The organism is Paraglaciecola sp. G1-13 (assembly GCF_055809255.1).
On the sequence record NZ_CM147903.1, the window covers coordinates 67,109 to 85,795 of the forward strand.

Genomic DNA, 18,687 nt, shown 5'->3' on the forward strand with positions numbered 1-18,687 from the left:
CTTCGTCAGTTAGTTATTTAAGCGATTACATTTACAAAATAACATCAAAAATACTCATCACGAATAGGTTTTTTGTCAACAAGTTGCTTACTTGGGTGGCATGTAGCTGAAAGGCTAACCGTGATGTGTATTGACTTTAGAGTAGTGCTATTGCGTATGATTAAAATCAAGAAAGGGTTAGATCTTCCGATTACGGGAGCGCCAGAACAAAAGATTCATGACGGTCCAGCGATTACTAAGGTTGCTGTGCTAGGTGAAGAGTACATTGGAATGCGTCCAACCATGCATGTTCAGGTTGGCGATAAAGTGCAGAAAGGCCAGATGCTTTTCGAAGACAAAAAGAATCCAGGTGTGAAGTTCACAGCACCTGCTTCTGGTAGTGTCATCGAAGTTAACCGTGGCGCAAAACGTGTTTTGCAGTCAGTGGTTATTCAAGTTGAAGGTGATGACGCAGTAGAATTCGACAAATATGCCGAATCTGAACTGTCATCTATAGCGGCCGACAAAGTGCAACACAATCTAGTGGAATCTGGATTATGGACTGCACTGCGTACGCGTCCTTATAGCAAAACCCCTGCTCTTGACAGCAAACCTCACTCCATATTCGTTAGCGCGATGGATACTAATCCATTAGCTGGCGATCCTGCCGTTATTATTGCCCCGCGTAGTGCAGATTTTATCAATGGTTTACGTGTTATCTCGCGTTTAACTGAAGGTAAGGTATTTGTGAGTAAAGCGCCCGGTGCTGATATTCCAGTAGGGGACGTGAAAGTTGACGTGAACGAATTTGCCGGACCACATCCTGCAGGTTTAGTGGGCACGCATATTCATCACCTAGATACTGTTGGTGCGGCTAAGAAAGTTTGGCATATCAACTACCAAGATGTGATTGCGGTTGGTGTGTTATTTACAACAGGTAAGTTGAATAACGAGCGTGTTATTGCCCTAGGCGGCCCCGCTGCTAAGAATCCGCGTTTAATTAAAACCGTGTTAGGTGCAAGTGTCAGTGAGTTGACCTCGGGTGAAACCACTGAAGGCGAAGTTCGCACAATTTCAGGCTCGGTTTTACAAGGTAATAACGCCCATGGCGTTCATGGTTATGTGGGTCGTTATCATGTTCAGCTTTCACTTCTTAGTGAAGGTCGTGAAAAAGAATTCCTAGGTTGGATTAAGCCAGGTGCCAATCAGCACTCTGTGACCCGTGCATACCTTGCACATTTTAGCCCTAAGAAATTATTCAATATGACAACCACCACTAATGGTTCAGACCGTTCTATGGTGCCAATTGGTAACTATGAGCGTGTTATGCCGTTAGATATTTTACCAACATTATTGTTGCGTGATTTGATTTCTGGTGACACTGACAGTGCTCAAACATTAGGTTGTTTAGAGTTAGACGAAGAAGATTTAGCGCTTTGTACCTATGTTTGCCCTGGTAAATATAATTACGGGCCGATCTTGCGTGACAGTCTAGACAAGATTGAGAAAGAGGGTTAACTCATGGGTTTAAAAGCATATTTAGAGAAAATTGAACCTAACTTTGAAGCAGGTGGTAAGTACGAAAAATGGTATGCGCTTTACGAAGCAGCAGCGACCATTTTTTACACCCCTGGTAAAGTTAACAAAGCTGGCACTCACGTGCGTGACAGCATCGACTTAAAACGTATTATGATCATGGTATGGGCTGCTACGTTCCCTGCAATGTTCTACGGTATGTACAACATAGGTCAGCAAGCTCATAACGTTATTCTAAACGGTGGCGCGTCATTGCCTGATATGTGGCAAGCGGCTTTATTTACTGCGCTTGGCGGTCAAATTGGCCTTGAGTCTACCGGTGGATTAGCCATGTTCCTTTATGGTGCGTGCTTTTTCCTACCTATCTACGCCGTAACCTTTATTGTGGGCGGCTTCTGGGAAGTACTGTTTGCTTCTGTGCGTAAGCACGAAGTTAACGAAGGCTTCTTTGTTACCTCAGTACTTTTCGCATTAACCTTGCCTGCAACAATCCCTTTATGGCAGGTGGCGCTAGGTATTACCTTTGGTGTGGTGATTGCGAAAGAAGTCTTTGGTGGCACAGGCCGTAACTTCTTAAACCCTGCGCTTTCTGGTCGTGCGTTCCTATATTTTGCTTATCCTGCACAAATTTCAGGCGATGCAATTTGGACGGCTGCCGACGGTTTCTCAGGGGCGACTTGGTTAAGCCAAGCGGCTGCTGGCAATGTTACCGATTGGTCTTTGAATGCTGATTGGTGGGATGCATTCTTCGGAAATATTCAAGGTTCTGTCGGTGAAGTATCGTCACTGGCTATCTTGCTGGGTGGCTTGTTCATTATTTATATGCGTATTGCTTCATGGCGTATCGTGTTAGGTGTGCTGCTAGGCGGGGCGGTATTCAGTACTTTGCTTAACGTTATTGGCAGTGACACAAATGCTATGTTTGCTATGCCTTGGTACTGGCACGTAGTGACCGGTGGATTCGCCTTTGGTATGTTCTTTATGGCGACCGATCCTGTTTCAGCATCATTCACAAATAGCGCTAAATGGGCTTACGGTTTCTTAATCGGTTTAATGTGTGTATTGATTCGTGTACTCAACCCTGCTTTCCCTGAAGGTATGATGTTGGCAATCTTGTTTGCCAATTTATGGGCTCCACTATTCGATTATTTCGTCGCTCAAAGCAATATTAAACGGAGGATGGCACGTGTCGGCTAAAAAAGAAACATTAGGCAAAACGGTCGGCGTTGTTATCGCCGTATGTTTAGTTTGTTCGGTTATTGTATCAACGGCGGCGGTTAGCCTACGTTCACAACAACAAGCAAATGCGAAGCTAGATAAGCAAACTAATATCTTAGAATCTGCCGGCTTACTTGAAGCCGGACAGAGTAAAGAGCAAATCGCAGCGACCTATGCAGATCGTGTACAAGAAAAGTTCGTTGATTTAGCAACGGGCCAGTACGTTGAGAAGGAAGCTGGCTATGATATGTATAAAGCAGCGCGTGACCCTGAAGAAAGTATCAAGCCTGTGCCTGATACCGCTGGGATTTTACGTCGCCCTAACGTTGCTAGTGTGTATTTAATTTCTAATCCTGACGGCGAAGTAACACGTATCGTGTTGCCTATCAACGGCAGTGGCTTATGGAACTTAATGTATGCCATGTTAGCGGTTGACTCTGACGGTAATACCGTTCGTGAGCTAGTGTATTACGATCAGCAAGAAACGCCTGGTCTTGGCGGTGAAGTTCAGAACCCTGAATGGAAAGCGAAGTGGGACGGTAAGAAATTGTATAAAAATGGCGAAGTGGCTATTGATGTGACCAAGGGCGCAAAAGCGAATGACCCTTATGAAGTTGATGCTTTGTCAGGTGCGACGTTAACCAGTAATGGCGTACAAAATACACTTGATTACTGGCTGGGTGAGAATGGCTTCGGTCCTTACCTTAAAAACCAACCATGGAAATCGTGAGAGACTAGACAATGGCTGATACTAAAGAAATGAAAAAGGTATTGTTTGGGCCAATCCTAGACAATAACCCAATAGCACTGCAAATACTGGGCGTATGTTCAGCATTGGCGGTAACCACTAAGTTAGAAACGGCATTAGTAATGTCACTTGCTCTTACTGCAGTAACGGCATTCTCTAACTTGTTTATCTCTATGATCCGTTCACAGATACCTTCATCAGTACGTATTATCGTGCAGATGACGATTATTGCGTCATTGGTAATCGTAGTGGATCAAATCCTGAAAGCTTATTCTTACGAGATATCCAAACAGCTGTCGGTATTCGTTGGCTTAATTATCACCAACTGTATCGTAATGGGTCGAGCTGAAGCCTTTGCTATGAAAAGCCCGCCATTTATCAGTTTCCTTGACGGGATTGGTAACGGCTTAGGCTACTCGTTTGTATTGATTGTTATCGGTACTATTAAAGAGTTGTTCGGTTTCGGTACTATTCTCGGTTTCGAAATTTTACCACTCATTCAAAATGGCGGTTGGTATCAAGGTAATGGTTTATTGATTTTACCTTTCAGCTCGTTCTTCTTAATCGGTGGTTTAATTTGGTTCATCAGAACTATTAAGCCTGAACAAGTAGAGCCTAAGGAGTAATTTCGTGGAACAATATCTTAGTTTATTTATCCGTTCTATCTTCCTAGAAAACATGGCGTTGTTCTATTTCTTGGGTATGTGTACTTTCTTGGCAGTATCAAAGAAAGTAAAAACGGCGATGGGTCTGGGTGTTGCGGTTATCGTAGTATTGACGATTTCTGTACCTGTAAACCAACTTGTTTATGCCAACATTCTTGCGCCTGGTGCACTAGGTTGGGCTGGCTTTCCTGACACCGATCTGAGCTTCTTAAGCTTTTTGACTTTCATTGGTGTAATCGCTGCTTTGGTTCAAATTCTTGAAATGACGCTAGATAAGTTTTTCCCTGCGCTATACAACGCGTTAGGTATTTTCTTACCTTTGATCACTGTTAACTGTGCAATTTTTGGTGGCGTAGCATTCGCTGTTCAGCGTGATTACACCTTCACCGAAAGTATCTTCTACGGTGCGGGTAGTGGTGCAGGTTGGGCATTAGCGATCACATTACTTGCGGCAGTGCGTGAGAAACTTAAGTATGCAGATATGCCAGAAGGCGTGCGTGGTTTAGGTTCCGTATTTATGATTGCAGGATTAATGGCGTTGGGCTTCCAGTCATTTTCTGGCGTATCAATTTAATCGAAACCGAATAGGAGTATTTAGATGTTAGACATTTATCTTGGCGTAGGAATGTTTATTGCCATCGTTCTAGCTTTGGTTTTGATCATTATGTTTGCCAAATCCAAGTTAGTGCCAGAAGGCGAAGTGACCATTTCTATCAATGGTGATCCAGACAAAGCAATCACTGCTCAGCCTGGTGATAAGTTATTAGGTGCCTTAGCAAACTCAGGCATATTCGTATCGTCAGCTTGTGGTGGCGGTGGCTCTTGTGGTCAATGTCGGGTAGACATTAAAGCAGGCGGCGGTGAAATTTTACCGACTGAGCTTGACCACATAAGCAAGCGTGAAGCGAAAGAAGGTTGCCGTTTATCGTGTCAGGTTTCTATTAAGCAGGACATGGACATCGAGCTACCTGAAGAGATTTTTGGTATCAAGAAGTGGGATTGTGAAGTTATCTCTAATGATAACAAAGCGACCTTCATTAAAGAGCTTAAACTTAAAATTCCTAATGGTGAAAGTGTGCCTTTCCGTGCCGGTGGTTATATTCAAATTGAAGCTCCACCTCACCATGTTAAATATAAAGACTTCGATGTTCCTGAAGAATATCGTGGTGACTGGGAACGTTTTGGCTTCTTTGATATTGAATCAAAAGTGGATGACGAAACGATTCGTGCATATTCAATGGCTAACTACCCAGAAGAAGAAGGTATTATCATGTTGAACGTGCGTGTGGCTTCACCACCGCCAAACAACTTGTCTTTACCTGCAGGTAAAATGTCATCTTATATATGGAGCTTGAAAGAAGGCGACAAAGCCACTATTTCTGGCCCATTTGGTGAGTTCTTCGCTAAGAAGACCGACGCTGAGATGGTATTTATCGGTGGTGGTGCTGGTATGGCGCCAATGCGTTCGCATATCTTCGATCAACTTCGTCGTCTTAAAACAGATCGTAAAATTTCGTTCTGGTATGGCGCGCGTTCATTACGCGAAATGTTCTACGTAGAAGATTTCGATATGTTGCAGAAGGAAAACGACAACTTTAAGTGGCATGTTGCTTTGTCTGATCCACAACCAGAAGATAACTGGGAAGGTATGACAGGCTTTATCCACCAAGTATTGTTGGAAAACTATCTTAAAGATCATCCAGCTCCAGAAGACTGTGAGTTCTATATGTGTGGTCCTCCTATGATGAACGCAGCTGTTATTAGTATGCTGAAAGACTTAGGTGTTGAAGATGAAAACATCATGCTTGATGACTTCGGTGGTTAATTAGCTATCACTCGATAGTGAACAAAACCGAGTTAACAACACATGTAAATAAGGGACTTCGGTCCCTTTTTTTATTTAGGTGAAAAAATGATAAAGGGTGACAGCGGGAAGGCTAAATTCCTCGGTTTAATCTTATGGATATGGCTGCTATGCAGTTGCAGTCAAGCGCCAACAGAAACACATTTAGCGGGCCATACCATGGGCACGACTTACAATGTGAAGTTCGTTAATAGAAATAATATAAATGAACAAAAATTACATAACGACATCGATGCTGCATTGGTGAAAGTAAATGAATTGATGTCGACTTACGACCCCAATTCAGAACTGTCACGATTCAACCAGTGGAAGAGTGAAGCACCCTTTGCGTTATCTTCAGAAACGTTGAAGGTAATGCAGGAAGCGAAGCGCTTGGGCGAGTTAAGTCATGGCGTACTTGATGTGACCGTAGGGCCATTGGTGAACCTTTGGGGCTTTGGTCCTGATGCGAAACCTGAGAAACGCCCCAGTAAACAAACTGTGGCAGAAGTCAAAGCTCGTACCGGATTAGATAAATTGACCTTACTTGATAACGGCGCGCAAAAGTCTGAAATTGATTTGTATGTTGACCTGTCTACTATTGCCAAGGGCTATGGTGTCGATGTCGTGGCCGAGTTATTGGATGAAAAGGGTCTGCATGATTACCTGGTAGAGGTTGGCGGCGAAATGCGTGTCTCAGGGCATAAAGCAACTGGCAGAGAATGGCGTATAGCTGTTGAAAAACCTGTCTCGGTTGAGCGTGCGGTGCAAGAAATCATTTCGATAGGAACAAACGCAATTGCAACCTCAGGAGATTATCGCAACTACTTTGAAGAAGATGGTGTGCGATATTCCCACTTAATAGACCCACGTACAGGCGTACCTATCACGCACAATCTAGTCGCGGTGACTGTGGTGCATTCGTCCTCAATGACGGCAGACGGGTTAGCGACAGCGCTGATCGTAATGGGTAAGGAAGAAGCCTTTAACGTGGCGTTACAGAATGATTTAGCGGTATTAATGATCACACAAGAAAACGGCGAGTTTAAAGAGTATACTACGCCAAAATTTGAACCCTTCATTAATCGCCAATAGTAATTATCGAAAATGACCAATTCGGAGTGATATTTTGAGTACTTTTATCTTAGCATTCGTATTTTTTCTAGTCGTAGCAGTCGCTATGTCTCTCGGCTATTTAGTACAGCGTAAAGCGATAGCAGGTAGTTGCGGTGGTTTAGGCGCCTTGGGTATCGATAAAGCCTGTGATTGCCCAGAGCCATGCGATCGCAAAAAAGCCCGCTTAGAGCGAGAAGAAGCGCGTCAAGCGAAGCTGAATGAGTGGAAGCAAAACCAAATTCTTTAAGCTGTGTCGTCAGAAAATTCCCGCCAGTGAGATTTACATTGACTCTGGCGGACAATCGCGCAAAATAACTGTTTTTAAATACAGTTGTTTGTCAGATGCGTAAGATCATACACATCGATATGGACTGCTACTATGCCGCAGTCGAAATGCGCGATAACCCTCAATATCGCGACATCCCCCTTGCGATTGGGGGGAGTGCTGACCGCCGTGGCGTTATTTCGACCTGTAACTATGTGGCACGCAAGTATGGCGTTCGATCCGCTATGGCTACGGCCTATGCGCGTAAGCTCTGTCCTGATCTGGTTCTCGTTCCTGGCCGCATGGCTCTTTATAGCGAGATATCTCAGCAAATCCGCAAGATTTTTTTACGCTACACGGATAAAATCGAACCACTATCCCTAGATGAAGCATATCTGGATGTAACCGACAGTGAGCTTTTTTCGGGCAGTGCCACCTTAATTGCACAGGATATCCGCCGAGCAATTTTCGAAGAAACCCAACTGACCGCTTCTGCCGGTGTAGCACCTTGTAAGTTTGTGGCTAAAATTGCCAGTGACGAAAATAAGCCTAATGGGATCTGCGTGATCACACCAGATACCCAAGATGCGTTTGTGAAAACATTGGCACTGGGGAAAATCCCCGGTGTTGGCAAAGTCACGCTACAGAAACTCAATAATATGGGACTCTTTACCTGCCAAGACGTGCGAGATTATCCACTCGATGCATTCGTAAAAGCGTTTGGAAAATTTGGGCCTGTCATTTGGGATCGTAGTCATGGTATTGATGAGCGCGAGCTGTCTGTTAGTCGTAAGCGCAAGTCTGTTGGTGTAGAGCGCACTCTCGCCCAAGACATCACCACTGATGAAGAATGCTTGGCTATGCTGGAAAGCCTGTACCCTAAACTGCTGAGCCGTTTGGAGGCCGCAAGCCCTAAGCTAGTGATACAAAGTCAGGGCGTAAAACTAAAATTCAATGATTTTCAACAGACCACAGTGGAGCATCGCCACCAAGTGCTCGATAAAACCTATTTCAAAACACTGCTAAGTGAAGCGTTAGAGCGGCGTGGCACCAGGGGAATTCGCTTAGTGGGATTATCCGTTGGCTTACCCGAAACTGCTGACGTGCAACAAATGGTGTTTAACTTTGAGCATGAGCAAAACCGCTAGTACTTCTCCATCTTTCATTCTTCTGTTTTGCTAACTTTCGCTACCAATAGACTTTGTATCTTTTTACACCTTGCTACAGGCAACTGTATACTGAGTGAATAAAACACGTATTTAGGGAGTAGTATGAGCATTGCAGTAGGAAAATATCGTCACTACAAGGGTAACGATTATGAAGTTATTGGGGTCGCTACGCATTCGGAAGACGATTCAGAATTAGTAGTGTATCGGCCTATGTATGGAGAGCGGGGCCTTTGGGTCCGCCCTTTGTCCATGTTTGAAGAAACGGTCGAAGTGAATGGTCAAACTGTGCCACGTTTTAGATTTATAGACAGTGAATAATGGTCCTTACCGATTAGGTGAACGTAAATTACCCTATCTTCGTTCATGTATGAACAACCAATAATAATGGGAAACATGATGTTTAAATCAAAAGTGAATGCACTACGTTTTGCAATGGCAACACTAACGTTATTTGGTAGCACGATATTAAGCGCTGCTGATGATAGGTTCGCCGATGTACATATTAGCACCCAAGCGGTGAGTGGCTCAACATACATGCTCACTGGTGCAGGAGGTAATATCGGTGTGTCGGCTGGGGATGACGGTATTTTGATTATTGACGATCAGTTCGCTCCCTTGGCTGACAAAATTGCGCTCGCGATTGGCGATATTGCCAAGCAGCCAATGAAATACGTAATCAATACCCATTATCATGGTGATCACACAGGTTCCAACGCCTATTTTAAAGAAGTACAGGGAAGCACTATTTTTGCTCATGATAATGTGCGTAAACGCTTAGCCGCCGAAGACGGTCATAAACACGCAGCCTTACCCGTTGTGACCTATGAGCAGGGGCTGACGTTTCACTTCAATGGCGATACCATCAAGGTGCTACATCTTCCTGCAGGCCACACCGATAGCGACAGTGTTGTTTGGTTTGAACAGGCGAATGTATTGCACGCGGGAGATTTATTCTTTCAGGGGCGTTTCCCTTACATCGACTTGGCCGGTGGCGGCACGGTTAAAGGATACATTAGTAACGTTTCCACCGTGATCGACATGATAAACAACGATACTAAGGTCATGCCTGGACATGGTGAGTTAGCCGATAAGAAAGCTTATCAAGCGTCACTTGAGATGATGCAGCAAACCGCTAACTATGTTTCGGATAGAAAATCTAAAGGCGCTAGCCTAGACTCGCTTATCGAAGAAGGTCTTGATGATAAATGGCAAGACTGGGCGTGGAACTTCATCACTGAAGAAAAGTGGATCACCACACTCTATAACGGCCAATAGTCGCTATGGATAGGCCTCTGGCGGTGCAAGCGTCGGAGGTATTGGCTTTTATGCTACAAGCAGTGCGAACCGCTGTGCTAAAAGCACGGCATCAGCTTAGTCATTCAGGGCGCTATCATAGCGTTTTACACCACCAACCCAGGTTTCAAGTACTTTGGTTTTCCATATATCCTGTGGGCTAATAGTGAATATATCCTGGTCGACTAAGATAAAATCAGCCCACTTACCAGATGACAAAGTACCTATGCTATTTTCTTGGTGAGCCGCATAGGCTCCGCTGTAAGTGAATCCTTTAAAAGCCTGCTCGACTGTTACTGCTTCTTCTTTAATCCAACCGGCCTCAGGCTGGTTGTTTCTATTCTGTCTTGTTACTGCAGCGTGTAAGCCGAAAAATGGGTTGGCCAATTCAACAGGAAAATCAGAGCCAAAAGGAACAATAGATCCCTGTTCTTCGAAAGTTTGCCAAGCATAGGCGCCTTTTAAACGCGCTTCACCAATTCGGTCTTGGGCCATGTTCATATCACTTGTGGCGTGTGTAGGCTGCATGGACGGAATTATTCCAAGGGTTTTGAATCTAGGTATGTCTGTCACATCGATAACTTGTGCATGCTCTACACGATTACGCAAATGCTGCCCTTTGATACGCGAAAAAGTCTCTTCGAATTGATCCAGCGCGAGTCTATTACCGCGGTCACCTATTTCATGAATATTAAGCTGAAAGCCATTGCCTATGATTAAATCAAATAATGGCTTGAGCTGCTTTATAGGGGTGAGTAATAGCCCAATGTTTTCATGGTCGTCTGAATATCCAGAGAGCATGGCTGCACCGCGGCTACCAAGCGCACCATCACCGTATACTTTGACGCTGCGGATTGACAAGTAATCGTATTGGTCGTGTATTGGACCTGCGTTGAGCATGTCTGCAAGCTTAGGATCTGTTGCTGCAAGCATGGCGTATATGCGCATGTTCAAATCGAGTTGCTGACTGCGCTTAATGTAATATTGGTAGGTAGCATAATTAATACCGGCATCGTGCGTGCTGGTGATCCCCAGTGAGAGCAAATGCGCTGCGGCAGCATCAAGTTTGCGCTGCAAATCTTGTTCGGTATCTTGAGGGATTTTTTCCACTAGCATGTTCATGGCGTTATCAATTAGTACACCAGTAGGCACACCGTTTTTATCCCTGACAATTTGGCCGCCTGGTGGGTCTAGTGAATCTTTGGTGACTCCCGCTATCTGCAATGCTTTGCTATTCGCCCAGCCAGCGTGTCCATCTATTCGGCTTATCCACACGGGACGGTCTTGAATATATTCGTCAAGCATCTCAGAGGTTGGAAATGCGTTATCGGCCCAAAGTACTTGGTTCCAGCCACCGCCCAATATCCATGTTAAATCAGGGTTTTGCTGAGCGTAATCTCGCACTTTTTGCGCGGAGGCTTTTGCACTAGGAATATCTCTGACATCTACTGCGAGTAGAGTTTCCCCCAAACCCAGTATGTGCCCATGGGCATCGATAAGGCCCGGCAGTAATACGCGCTTTTTTCCATCAATCATATCAGCATCAGGATAGGTATTTTTTAAGCTCGTGCCGCCAATAGCTAACACTCTGCCGCCATCGAAAACCATATCGGTAAACGTCACCATCTCCCCTTTATCGCTAAGGGTGTAACCATGCACATTAGTTAAGTGTGTTGGTGCGGCTAATGTGGCTGTACTTAACAAATAACCTAACAATATCAAGACTGAATGTTTCATTGTGATGACCTTCGCTTAAAGTTGATGCGTCTATAATCTAAGAACAAACGTTGGCCTAAAGTTAGCAACTATGCAAATTATTAGGAGGTCTATAAGAAAGTAATAAATGAGTGACATGTAGATACAAAAAAGCCCCGCTTGTTTTCACAAGCAGGGCCTTAAGTTTACCGGTAATTAATGATTACTTCTTAGCGTTACGCTCTTTAGTATCAGCAATTACTTTTTCAGCGACGTTGTTCGGACAAGGTGAGTAGTGTGAGAACTCCATAGAGAACTGACCACGACCTGACGTCATTGTACGCAATGAACCGATATAACCAAACATTTCTGAAAGAGGGATATCAGCCTTAACGCGAACACCAGTAACGCCTGCTTCTTGATCTTTGATCATACCGCGACGACGGTTCAAGTCACCGATAACATCACCAACATGGTCGTCTGGCGTGAACACGTCAACTTTCATGATAGGTTCAATCAACTGAGGACCCGCTTTAGGGATTGATTGACGGAATGCGCCTTTAGCAGCGATTTCAAATGCAACTGCTGATGAATCCACTGCGTGGAATCCACCGTCATAAAGCTCAACCTCAACATCTAACACAGGGAAGCCAGCAAGAACACCAGACTCCATCATGCTTGCAAAACCTTTTTCGATAGCAGGGAAGAATTCTTTTGGTACATTACCACCCACAACCACTGAGCTGAATGTGAAACCACTATTAGGTTCACCAGGCTTGATACGATAATCGATTTTACCGAACTGACCAGAACCACCAGATTGTTTCTTATGAGTGTAAGAATCTTCAACTTCTTGAGTGATCGTTTCACGGTATGCAACTTGAGGCTCACCGACTTCTAATTCAACACCGTAAGTACGCTTCAGAATATCTACTTTGATGTCCAAGTGAAGCTCGCCCATACCAGATAGGATTGTTTCACCTGAATCTTGGTCAGTTTCAACACGGAATGTAGGATCTTCTGCAACCATTTTACCGATAGCTAGACCCATCTTCTCAGTTGAACCTTTATCTTTAGGTGTAACAGAGATAGAGATTACTGGTTCAGGGAATACCATCGCTTCTAGGATGATTGGATCTTTAGGATCACATAAAGTGTGACCTGTTTGAACGTTACTCTTCATACCAACGATTGCGATGATGTCACCAGCTTGAGCGCTAGTTAACTCATTACGGTCATCGGCTTGCATTTCACACATACGACCAATACGTTCAGTTTTACCTGTTGCAGCATTAAGTATGGTGTCGCCTTTCTTAAGCGTACCAGAATAGATACGTACGAAAGTAAGAGCACCAAAACGGTCATCTGTAATTTTGAACGCTAACGCTTTAAATGTTTCATCTGGTGAAACAATTGCGTACTTACCATTCGGCTCACCTTCTTCGTCTGTAAGAGGTTGAGGGTCAACTTCTGTAGGACTAGGTAGGTAATCAACAACAGCATCAAGAATATTTTGAACACCTTTGTTTTTGAATGCAGAACCACAGTAAGTCGGGAAGAAGTCCATAGTACGCGTACCTTTACGGATACAACGTTTAATGTCTTCCATAGAAGGCTCTTCGCCGTCCATGTAAGCCATCATTAGGTCATCGTCTTGCTCAACAGCAGTTTCGATCAACATTTCACGGTATTCTTCTACTTTATCAACCATGTCCGCAGGAACATCTGTGATTTCGTAGTTTTCAGGAAGACCAGTGTCATCCCAAATGAATGCTTTGCGAGTAAGAAGGTCAACCACACCAACGAAGTCATCTTCGATACCGATAGGTAGAACCATAACGAGTGGATTAGCACCAAGTACTTTTTTGGTTTGGTCAACTACGCGGTAGAAGTCAGCACCCATACGGTCCAACTTGTTTACGAAGATAATACGTGCAACTTCTGAGTCATTCGCATAACGCCAGTTAGTTTCTGACTGAGGCTCAACACCACCAGAACCACAGAAAACACCGATGCCGCCATCAAGTACTTTAAGTGAGCGGTAAACTTCAACAGTGAAGTCAACGTGCCCAGGAGTATCGATAACGTTGAAACGGTGGTCTTTCCAAAAACAACTAACCGCAGCTGATTGGATAGTGATACCGCGCTCAGCTTCTTGTTCCATGAAGTCAGTGGTAGATTCACCATCATGTACTTCACCGGTTTTGTGTATTTGACCGGTAAGCTTCAAAATTCGTTCTGTTGTGGTAGTTTTACCCGCATCAACGTGGGCGAAAATACCGATGTTTCTGTAACGTGCTAAATCTTTCATTTCTTCAACTTCAGTCTGAGTAAAAATTGCGCGGGATTATACAAGATATTTCCGCAGGATGCCGATTTTCTTTTTAGAAAAATCTAAATATTCACTTTTTTACGGAATTTGGGCGGCCGTTTAAAAGAATGCGCGGATTTTACATGGTTTAAGACAGCGAATAAAGTGGTGTTTTGTTTATTTATTAGGCAGGTAAATTGGCTACGTTAGGTCATTTTAATATTCTCGTGAATATAAGGAATCAGCACAATTTCTGAATGGAGAAAACAACAATTAACCGTTAGACATGGGCATTACACGATTTCGACCTAAGTTCTTTGCTTCATATAGCTGTTTATCCGCAGCCTCAATAAGCGCCAAGGGATTCATCCCGGTTTTCATTTCGGCAATACCAAATGAAGCACTTATTCCTCCGAGTACTTGGGATGTACGTTTATCTCTAACCCCAATTTTTTCGATAGATCTGCGCATGGTTTCGGCTATTTGTCTGGCAACGCTGAGCTTACTATTGGGAACAATAATGGCGAACTCTTCACCACCAAAGCGAAATGCTTGCGCCCCTTCTCTGCATGCAGCTTGAAGTTTTTTAGCGCTGGCTTTTAAAACTAAATCCCCCATGACATGCCCATGAGTGTCATTAATCTTTTTAAAATGATCTAAGTCAGCCAATATTAGGCACATGTTTGGTCGCATAGCATGTGCTGCTAACTCTTCGTCAAAGTATCTACGATTGCACAGGCCAGTCAAAGCGTCATATAAGGCTGCTTGTTGGCTTTGTTCAAGTTGATTTCTTAATCGCGTAATTTCTCTTTCTGCATCATTAAGTGCGGTGCTAAAAGATAAAGTACTTCCACGAATTTGTTTGGTTTGACTGACCAAGGTCCGGACTAAGTCCATGACCTCTTCCATACTCAAACCTTCTCGCTCTACTTTCGCTAAGTCGTCCATGCAGGTATCCATGGTACTTTTAAAGTTACGCGTTTCACTGCGGGTATCTTGCACAGATTGAGACAGTTCAATCACCATGCTTTCAAGAGAGTGACGAAGCTCCCACACATCTACATCTTGTTCATCTGCTACATGTTTGCGATATAAGTCTCGGGTCTTTGAATCTGATATGGGTAAATTGCGCTGCAAAGCATGATCAAGAGTTTCATTAAGGGATTCAGATTCATTACTTGCATAGGTGTACCACAGGGCATAGTTGAGCGGCACGGCAGGAATCTTATGCTTAAGCAATAAAGGGATGGTGTTTTTTAGATGTTTAAATGAATTCTCTAAATCGTGATTTTTCACACAGGTCGCTCGTAAACCGATTATTTTTCAAGCTTACCAGACTGTCATATAACGTCCAGAAAATGTCATTGCGTTCTGAATTAATGAAAGAGTAAAAAAAGACAGTGATTTAGGAGATAAACCACCGTCTTATCCGTGCATAGGGTTTAGTGAACCCAGTGATGCTTCTCTGATTTTTGTTGAATACTCTGTTGTGTTGCCTCAGGCATAAAGAGTGTATTGTTATTTTCAAAGAAGAAAGCAGGGCGCTTGGTTTTTCTGCCCACTTCGTTCATGGTCGCTGCATCATATATACGGCCGTTGATTACGGTATAAGTTACATATTCGCTGCGACGAATATCCGTTAATACGTCGCCGTCGATAATCATCATATCCGCTAACTTGCCTGCTTCAATACTTCCTAGTTGCTTGCCCATGCCTAGGTGCGTGGCGCCATCAATAGTGCCTCCTCGCAGTGCTTCCCATGGTGTGAAACCACCTTGCGTCATTAGCCAAAGCTCCCAGTGCGCAGCTAAGCCTTCACGTTGCCCGTGAGCGCCGATATGTACGCTTACGCCTTTATCACGTAATGTTTTAGCGTATTGTGCAACAAATACGTGGTTGTATTGATTATCTGGGGCGGTAGGGCGACGAATGGCGCGCCTATCTAACAGAAAGCTAGGTGTGTAGCGCAGAAGTCTTTCGTTTTTCCATACCTCTGTGCGGTCATACCAATACTCTTCACCCATTAGGCCGCCATAGGACACTACGAACGTTGGGGTGTAACCAAACTCAGTTTCCGCCCACAATGCGGTCAAGTCTTGATAGCCTTTCGCTATTGGAAGGGAATGCTCGAGCCCTGTATGACCATCTACTAACATAGAGATATTTTGCTGATATTTACCGCCACCTTCTGGCACCACCATCAGGTTTAGTTCCCGGGCCGCGGCTAATATTTGCTGGCGTTGGTCGCGTCGAGGTTGGTTATAACTTTTAACTGAAATCGCTCCGGCATCTTTAAGGCGACGCAAGTGAGTCAGTGCATCCTCATAGCTATTAATAATCGCCTTATAGCCTAGGGCTTCCGCACCATAAATAATGGTACCGGTAGAGTAGGTGCGAGGGGCAACGCGTTTGCCAGCTTTTTGCAATTCGCTGGCAGCAAAAATTTCTGAGGTGTCATTTGATGGGTCATGGATAGTCGTCACACCAAAGGCGAGAGCTGAGTACATGTTCCAGTTTTGCTCTGGGATAATCTCGTTACTGCCTTGTGAGCCATGAGCGTGAGCATCAATCAAGCCTGGTAGAATTGTTTTGCCAGTGGTGTCAATTTTAAGCGCATTGTTGGGAATAGTAATGTCTTCACGTTTGCCTACTTCAACAATCTTATTGTCCTTGATAACAACCACAGCATCTTCAATGATTTCTTGTTGGTTATTGGCGTCACGCATAGTGACAACTGTACCGCCCACAAGTGCTTTATAACCTGAGGGCTTATCGGTTTTCTGCTCAAATGAGAGTGACATGCCCTCAGTAACAGGGTCAGGTAAATCTTCGGCTGCGCCGGGTACGAATGCAAATGCTTCTTTTAACTCGCGCTCATAGTAAGTCGCTGCGTGATACCAACTAACCGCTTGGCTGTCGCTGCGCCAAGTCAGATATTCTCCTGCGCGATCCGAGAGTTGCTTAATAGGAATGGTGGTACTTTTGGGGCCAATATCTTGTTTTTGGCCTATCTCGGTGAAAGGTGCAACGTACGCTTTATATTGGTATACGAAGGCAATCCATTTTTTATCTGGGGATAAGCGATACTCAGCGATTTTGTCACCACCGTATAAATGTTCACGTTTATCTTCGCCATTGAGGTCAACACTGACTAACTGTTGTTCAGGGTAATCACTGCCAGATACAGACTCGGTAAAATACACCCGGCTGTTGTCACCAGCGAAATGTGGCGCGCTACCGTTTTTGGCGACACGCCTGTGTTTTTCACCCTTTACCGTAGCGGTATAGATTCCAGGTTCCACAGAGTATTCTGGGGCCAATAAATAGCCGCCAGTTTTCTTATTGTAGGTAATCAGTTTGTCGTCAGTAGAGAAGCTTGGCTCGATAAAGTGCCCAGGCTCTTTGCTGATTACTTTTTCTGAACGACCGGAAGCGGATACAGTGCGCACACTGCCTAAGTCTTTATCGTTCCATGTGGTGAAAACAATTTTTTTACCGTCGTGAGAGTAGCGAGGATAGTACTCGTCATGATCGTTCTGCCGAGTAAGGCGTTTCACTTTACCACTTTTGATCTCTTTAATATAAAGCTTACCAAGCGCCTGAAAAACGATGTTTTGCCCATTAGGGGATTTCTGCGCCCAGCGCGCCATTTTTACCGCAAATTTTTCGGGGGCTACATCAACGTCAAAACGCACTGCATCTGCGTATTTTACGGTTGCTTTTACTGACACAGGAATGTCTTTAACTGCTTGCGTTTTTACATCAATTGAGTGAAATTTTCCACCGGTCCAAAACACGATACGTTTTGAATTGGGCATCCAATCAAAGTAAGGAAAATACCCTTCTGAGCCGAACCCTTCTTGCATGTCACGTTCAAGTTTTAAGTAGAGAAGGGATTCAACACCCGTGGCAATATCTTTAACAAACAGCCCGGTTTTTTCTTTGACTCTGCGTATGAAAGCAATCTGCTGACCGTCTGGAGAGGGGGTAGGAACAACAGCTCCCCCAGTGCCGCTGATGTACCGTTCTTCTTCGCCTGTGTTCATATCGTAACGAGTAATGGCGAAGATAGATTTTAGGGGGTCACGGTTATAATCAAAGGTGCTACCGGGTGATACATCTTGGGTGTAATACAGGTATTTCCCATCGGGGGAGAAAGCCGGGTCCGCTATGTTCTTTTGATCTGGGTTGCCATGCACACGTTTCTTAAGCACCATGCCATCACCGCCAGAGTGGTGGTATAGCCAGATTTCGCCTGCCGGAATACTGCGGCTAGACATTATTCCTTTATTCGCCACTATATATTGGCCGTCAGGGCTCCATTTAGGAGAATGAATTAAGTTGTTCTTCTCCTTGGTTACTTGCACTAAATTACTGCCGTCACTGTTCATCACCCAAACGTTCGACATGCCACCGCGATCGGATATAAACGCTATTTTTTTGCCATCAGGGCTGAACGTAGGTTGGATATTCCATGCGAAATCTTGCGTTAACGAGGTGGCCTCGCCGCCAGCGATAGAGCTGACATATAGATCGCCTAGCATATCAAAAACAAATTTCTCACCATTTGGCGAAACATCAAGACTAGACCAAGTCGTTTCATCAGTGTCAATGGTGATTTCGTTTAAGTTAAAGGGGGGATTCAATACGTCCCATTCTGCTTCGCTGCTTTCTTCTGTGAGAGCATTTTGCTTAACTTCTTCAAGCTCAACGCGACTGAATGCGTCAGCGCTTAAGCTTAGCATCGTGCTAAATAGCGCGACGTTGATAAGATTCTTATACATGTGTGATTCCCTGAGAGCTTAATTATTATAAAAAGTCGACTATTAGAAAGCGAAAAATATACAAA

At 44.3% G+C, this 18,687-nt stretch carries 15 protein-coding genes; 11 read left to right on the forward strand and 4 right to left on the reverse strand.

Annotation, left to right across the window (positions count from 1 at the left end):
- The first annotated feature begins 156 nt into the window (after nucleotides 1-156).
- The 11 genes from AC0L6N_RS00300 (at nucleotide 157) to AC0L6N_RS00350 (ending at nucleotide 9,814) form a co-directional block, all read left to right on the forward strand.
- Complete coding sequence (locus AC0L6N_RS00300) at nucleotides 157-1,497, forward strand: Na(+)-translocating NADH-quinone reductase subunit A (protein ID WP_473477861.1); 1,341 nt, start codon at nucleotides 157-159, stop codon at nucleotides 1,495-1,497.
- A 3-nt stretch (nucleotides 1,498-1,500) separates the two neighbouring features.
- A complete protein-coding gene (locus AC0L6N_RS00305; RefSeq protein WP_011573378.1) occupies nucleotides 1,501-2,712 on the forward strand; it encodes an NADH:ubiquinone reductase (Na(+)-transporting) subunit B in 1,212 nt (403 codons plus the stop codon).
- Nucleotides 2,702-3,463 carry a Na(+)-translocating NADH-quinone reductase subunit C gene (locus AC0L6N_RS00310; RefSeq protein ID WP_011573379.1) on the forward strand — a complete coding sequence of 254 codons (762 nt, stop codon included), beginning with the start codon at nucleotides 2,702-2,704 and terminating at the stop codon, nucleotides 3,461-3,463. Before AC0L6N_RS00305 ends, AC0L6N_RS00310 begins: the two co-directional genes overlap by 11 nt.
- A gap of 11 nt (nucleotides 3,464-3,474) precedes the next feature.
- On the forward strand, nucleotides 3,475-4,107 hold the full coding sequence (locus AC0L6N_RS00315) for an NADH:ubiquinone reductase (Na(+)-transporting) subunit D (protein ID WP_006992653.1): 633 nt from the start codon (nucleotides 3,475-3,477) through the stop codon (nucleotides 4,105-4,107).
- A 4-nt stretch (nucleotides 4,108-4,111) separates the two neighbouring features.
- Nucleotides 4,112-4,720: an NADH:ubiquinone reductase (Na(+)-transporting) subunit E gene (nqrE, locus tag AC0L6N_RS00320; RefSeq protein ID WP_006992654.1), complete on the forward strand. Its 609-nt coding sequence runs from the start codon at nucleotides 4,112-4,114 to the stop codon at nucleotides 4,718-4,720.
- A 24-nt stretch (nucleotides 4,721-4,744) separates the two neighbouring features.
- Nucleotides 4,745-5,971 (forward strand): NADH:ubiquinone reductase (Na(+)-transporting) subunit F, encoded by a 1,227-nt coding sequence (gene nqrF / locus AC0L6N_RS00325; RefSeq protein WP_011573380.1) that lies wholly within the window; start codon nucleotides 4,745-4,747, stop codon nucleotides 5,969-5,971.
- Nucleotides 5,972-6,058: 87 nt separating this feature from the next.
- The gene (locus AC0L6N_RS00330; protein WP_473477865.1) at nucleotides 6,059-7,084 is read left to right on the forward strand and encodes an FAD:protein FMN transferase; all 1,026 of its coding nucleotides are present in this window, start codon (nucleotides 6,059-6,061) and stop codon (nucleotides 7,082-7,084) included.
- Between the two features lie 34 nt (nucleotides 7,085-7,118).
- The gene (nqrM, locus tag AC0L6N_RS00335) at nucleotides 7,119-7,352 is read left to right on the forward strand and encodes a (Na+)-NQR maturation NqrM (RefSeq protein WP_011573382.1); all 234 of its coding nucleotides are present in this window, start codon (nucleotides 7,119-7,121) and stop codon (nucleotides 7,350-7,352) included.
- 95 nt (nucleotides 7,353-7,447) lie between these two features.
- Nucleotides 7,448-8,518, forward strand: coding sequence for a DNA polymerase IV (gene dinB, locus AC0L6N_RS00340; RefSeq protein ID WP_473477867.1), 1,071 nt, complete (start codon nucleotides 7,448-7,450; stop codon nucleotides 8,516-8,518).
- A gap of 123 nt (nucleotides 8,519-8,641) precedes the next feature.
- On the forward strand, nucleotides 8,642-8,857 hold the full coding sequence (locus AC0L6N_RS00345) for a DUF1653 domain-containing protein (protein WP_473477869.1): 216 nt from the start codon (nucleotides 8,642-8,644) through the stop codon (nucleotides 8,855-8,857).
- Nucleotides 8,858-8,935: 78 nt separating this feature from the next.
- Nucleotides 8,936-9,814: an MBL fold metallo-hydrolase gene (locus AC0L6N_RS00350; protein WP_473481213.1), complete on the forward strand. Its 879-nt coding sequence runs from the start codon at nucleotides 8,936-8,938 to the stop codon at nucleotides 9,812-9,814.
- 96 nt (nucleotides 9,815-9,910) lie between these two features.
- Here the strand turns inward: AC0L6N_RS00350 and AC0L6N_RS00355 are convergent, their stop codons facing one another.
- From AC0L6N_RS00355 to AC0L6N_RS00370, 4 genes are all read right to left on the reverse strand, one after another.
- On the reverse strand, nucleotides 9,911-11,569 hold the full coding sequence (locus tag AC0L6N_RS00355; RefSeq protein WP_473477872.1) for an amidohydrolase: 1,659 nt from the start codon (nucleotides 11,567-11,569) through the stop codon (nucleotides 9,911-9,913).
- A gap of 181 nt (nucleotides 11,570-11,750) precedes the next feature.
- Nucleotides 11,751-13,838 carry an elongation factor G gene (gene fusA / locus AC0L6N_RS00360; protein ID WP_011573387.1) on the reverse strand — a complete coding sequence of 696 codons (2,088 nt, stop codon included), beginning with the start codon at nucleotides 13,836-13,838 and terminating at the stop codon, nucleotides 11,751-11,753.
- 273 nt (nucleotides 13,839-14,111) lie between these two features.
- On the reverse strand, nucleotides 14,112-15,134 hold the full coding sequence (locus AC0L6N_RS00365; RefSeq protein WP_473477874.1) for a GGDEF domain-containing protein: 1,023 nt from the start codon (nucleotides 15,132-15,134) through the stop codon (nucleotides 14,112-14,114).
- A gap of 146 nt (nucleotides 15,135-15,280) precedes the next feature.
- The gene (locus AC0L6N_RS00370) at nucleotides 15,281-18,622 is read right to left on the reverse strand and encodes an amidohydrolase family protein (protein WP_473477877.1); all 3,342 of its coding nucleotides are present in this window, start codon (nucleotides 18,620-18,622) and stop codon (nucleotides 15,281-15,283) included.
- Nucleotides 18,623-18,687 lie beyond the last annotated feature (65 nt).

Excerpts from the sequence above, each read along its gene's own strand:
- AC0L6N_RS00300 (WP_473477861.1), top strand. The coding sequence starts at position 157 with ATGATTAAAATCAAGAAAGGGTTAGATCTTCCGATTACGGGAGCGCCA.
- AC0L6N_RS00305 (WP_011573378.1), top strand. The coding sequence starts at position 1,501 with ATGGGTTTAAAAGCATATTTAGAGAAAATTGAACCTAACTTTGAAGCA.
- AC0L6N_RS00315 (WP_006992653.1), top strand. The coding sequence starts at position 3,475 with ATGGCTGATACTAAAGAAATGAAAAAGGTATTGTTTGGGCCAATCCTA.
- nqrF (WP_011573380.1), top strand. The coding sequence starts at position 4,745 with ATGTTAGACATTTATCTTGGCGTAGGAATGTTTATTGCCATCGTTCTA.
- AC0L6N_RS00330 (WP_473477865.1), top strand. The coding sequence starts at position 6,059 with ATGATAAAGGGTGACAGCGGGAAGGCTAAATTCCTCGGTTTAATCTTA.
- dinB (WP_473477867.1), top strand. The coding sequence starts at position 7,448 with ATGCGTAAGATCATACACATCGATATGGACTGCTACTATGCCGCAGTC.
- AC0L6N_RS00345 (WP_473477869.1), top strand. The coding sequence starts at position 8,642 with ATGAGCATTGCAGTAGGAAAATATCGTCACTACAAGGGTAACGATTAT.
- AC0L6N_RS00350 (WP_473481213.1), top strand. The coding sequence starts at position 8,936 with ATGTTTAAATCAAAAGTGAATGCACTACGTTTTGCAATGGCAACACTA.
- AC0L6N_RS00355 (WP_473477872.1), bottom strand. The coding sequence starts at position 11,569 with ATGAAACATTCAGTCTTGATATTGTTAGGTTATTTGTTAAGTACAGCC.
- fusA (WP_011573387.1), bottom strand. The coding sequence starts at position 13,838 with ATGAAAGATTTAGCACGTTACAGAAACATCGGTATTTTCGCCCACGTT.
- AC0L6N_RS00370 (WP_473477877.1), bottom strand. The coding sequence starts at position 18,622 with ATGTATAAGAATCTTATCAACGTCGCGCTATTTAGCACGATGCTAAGC.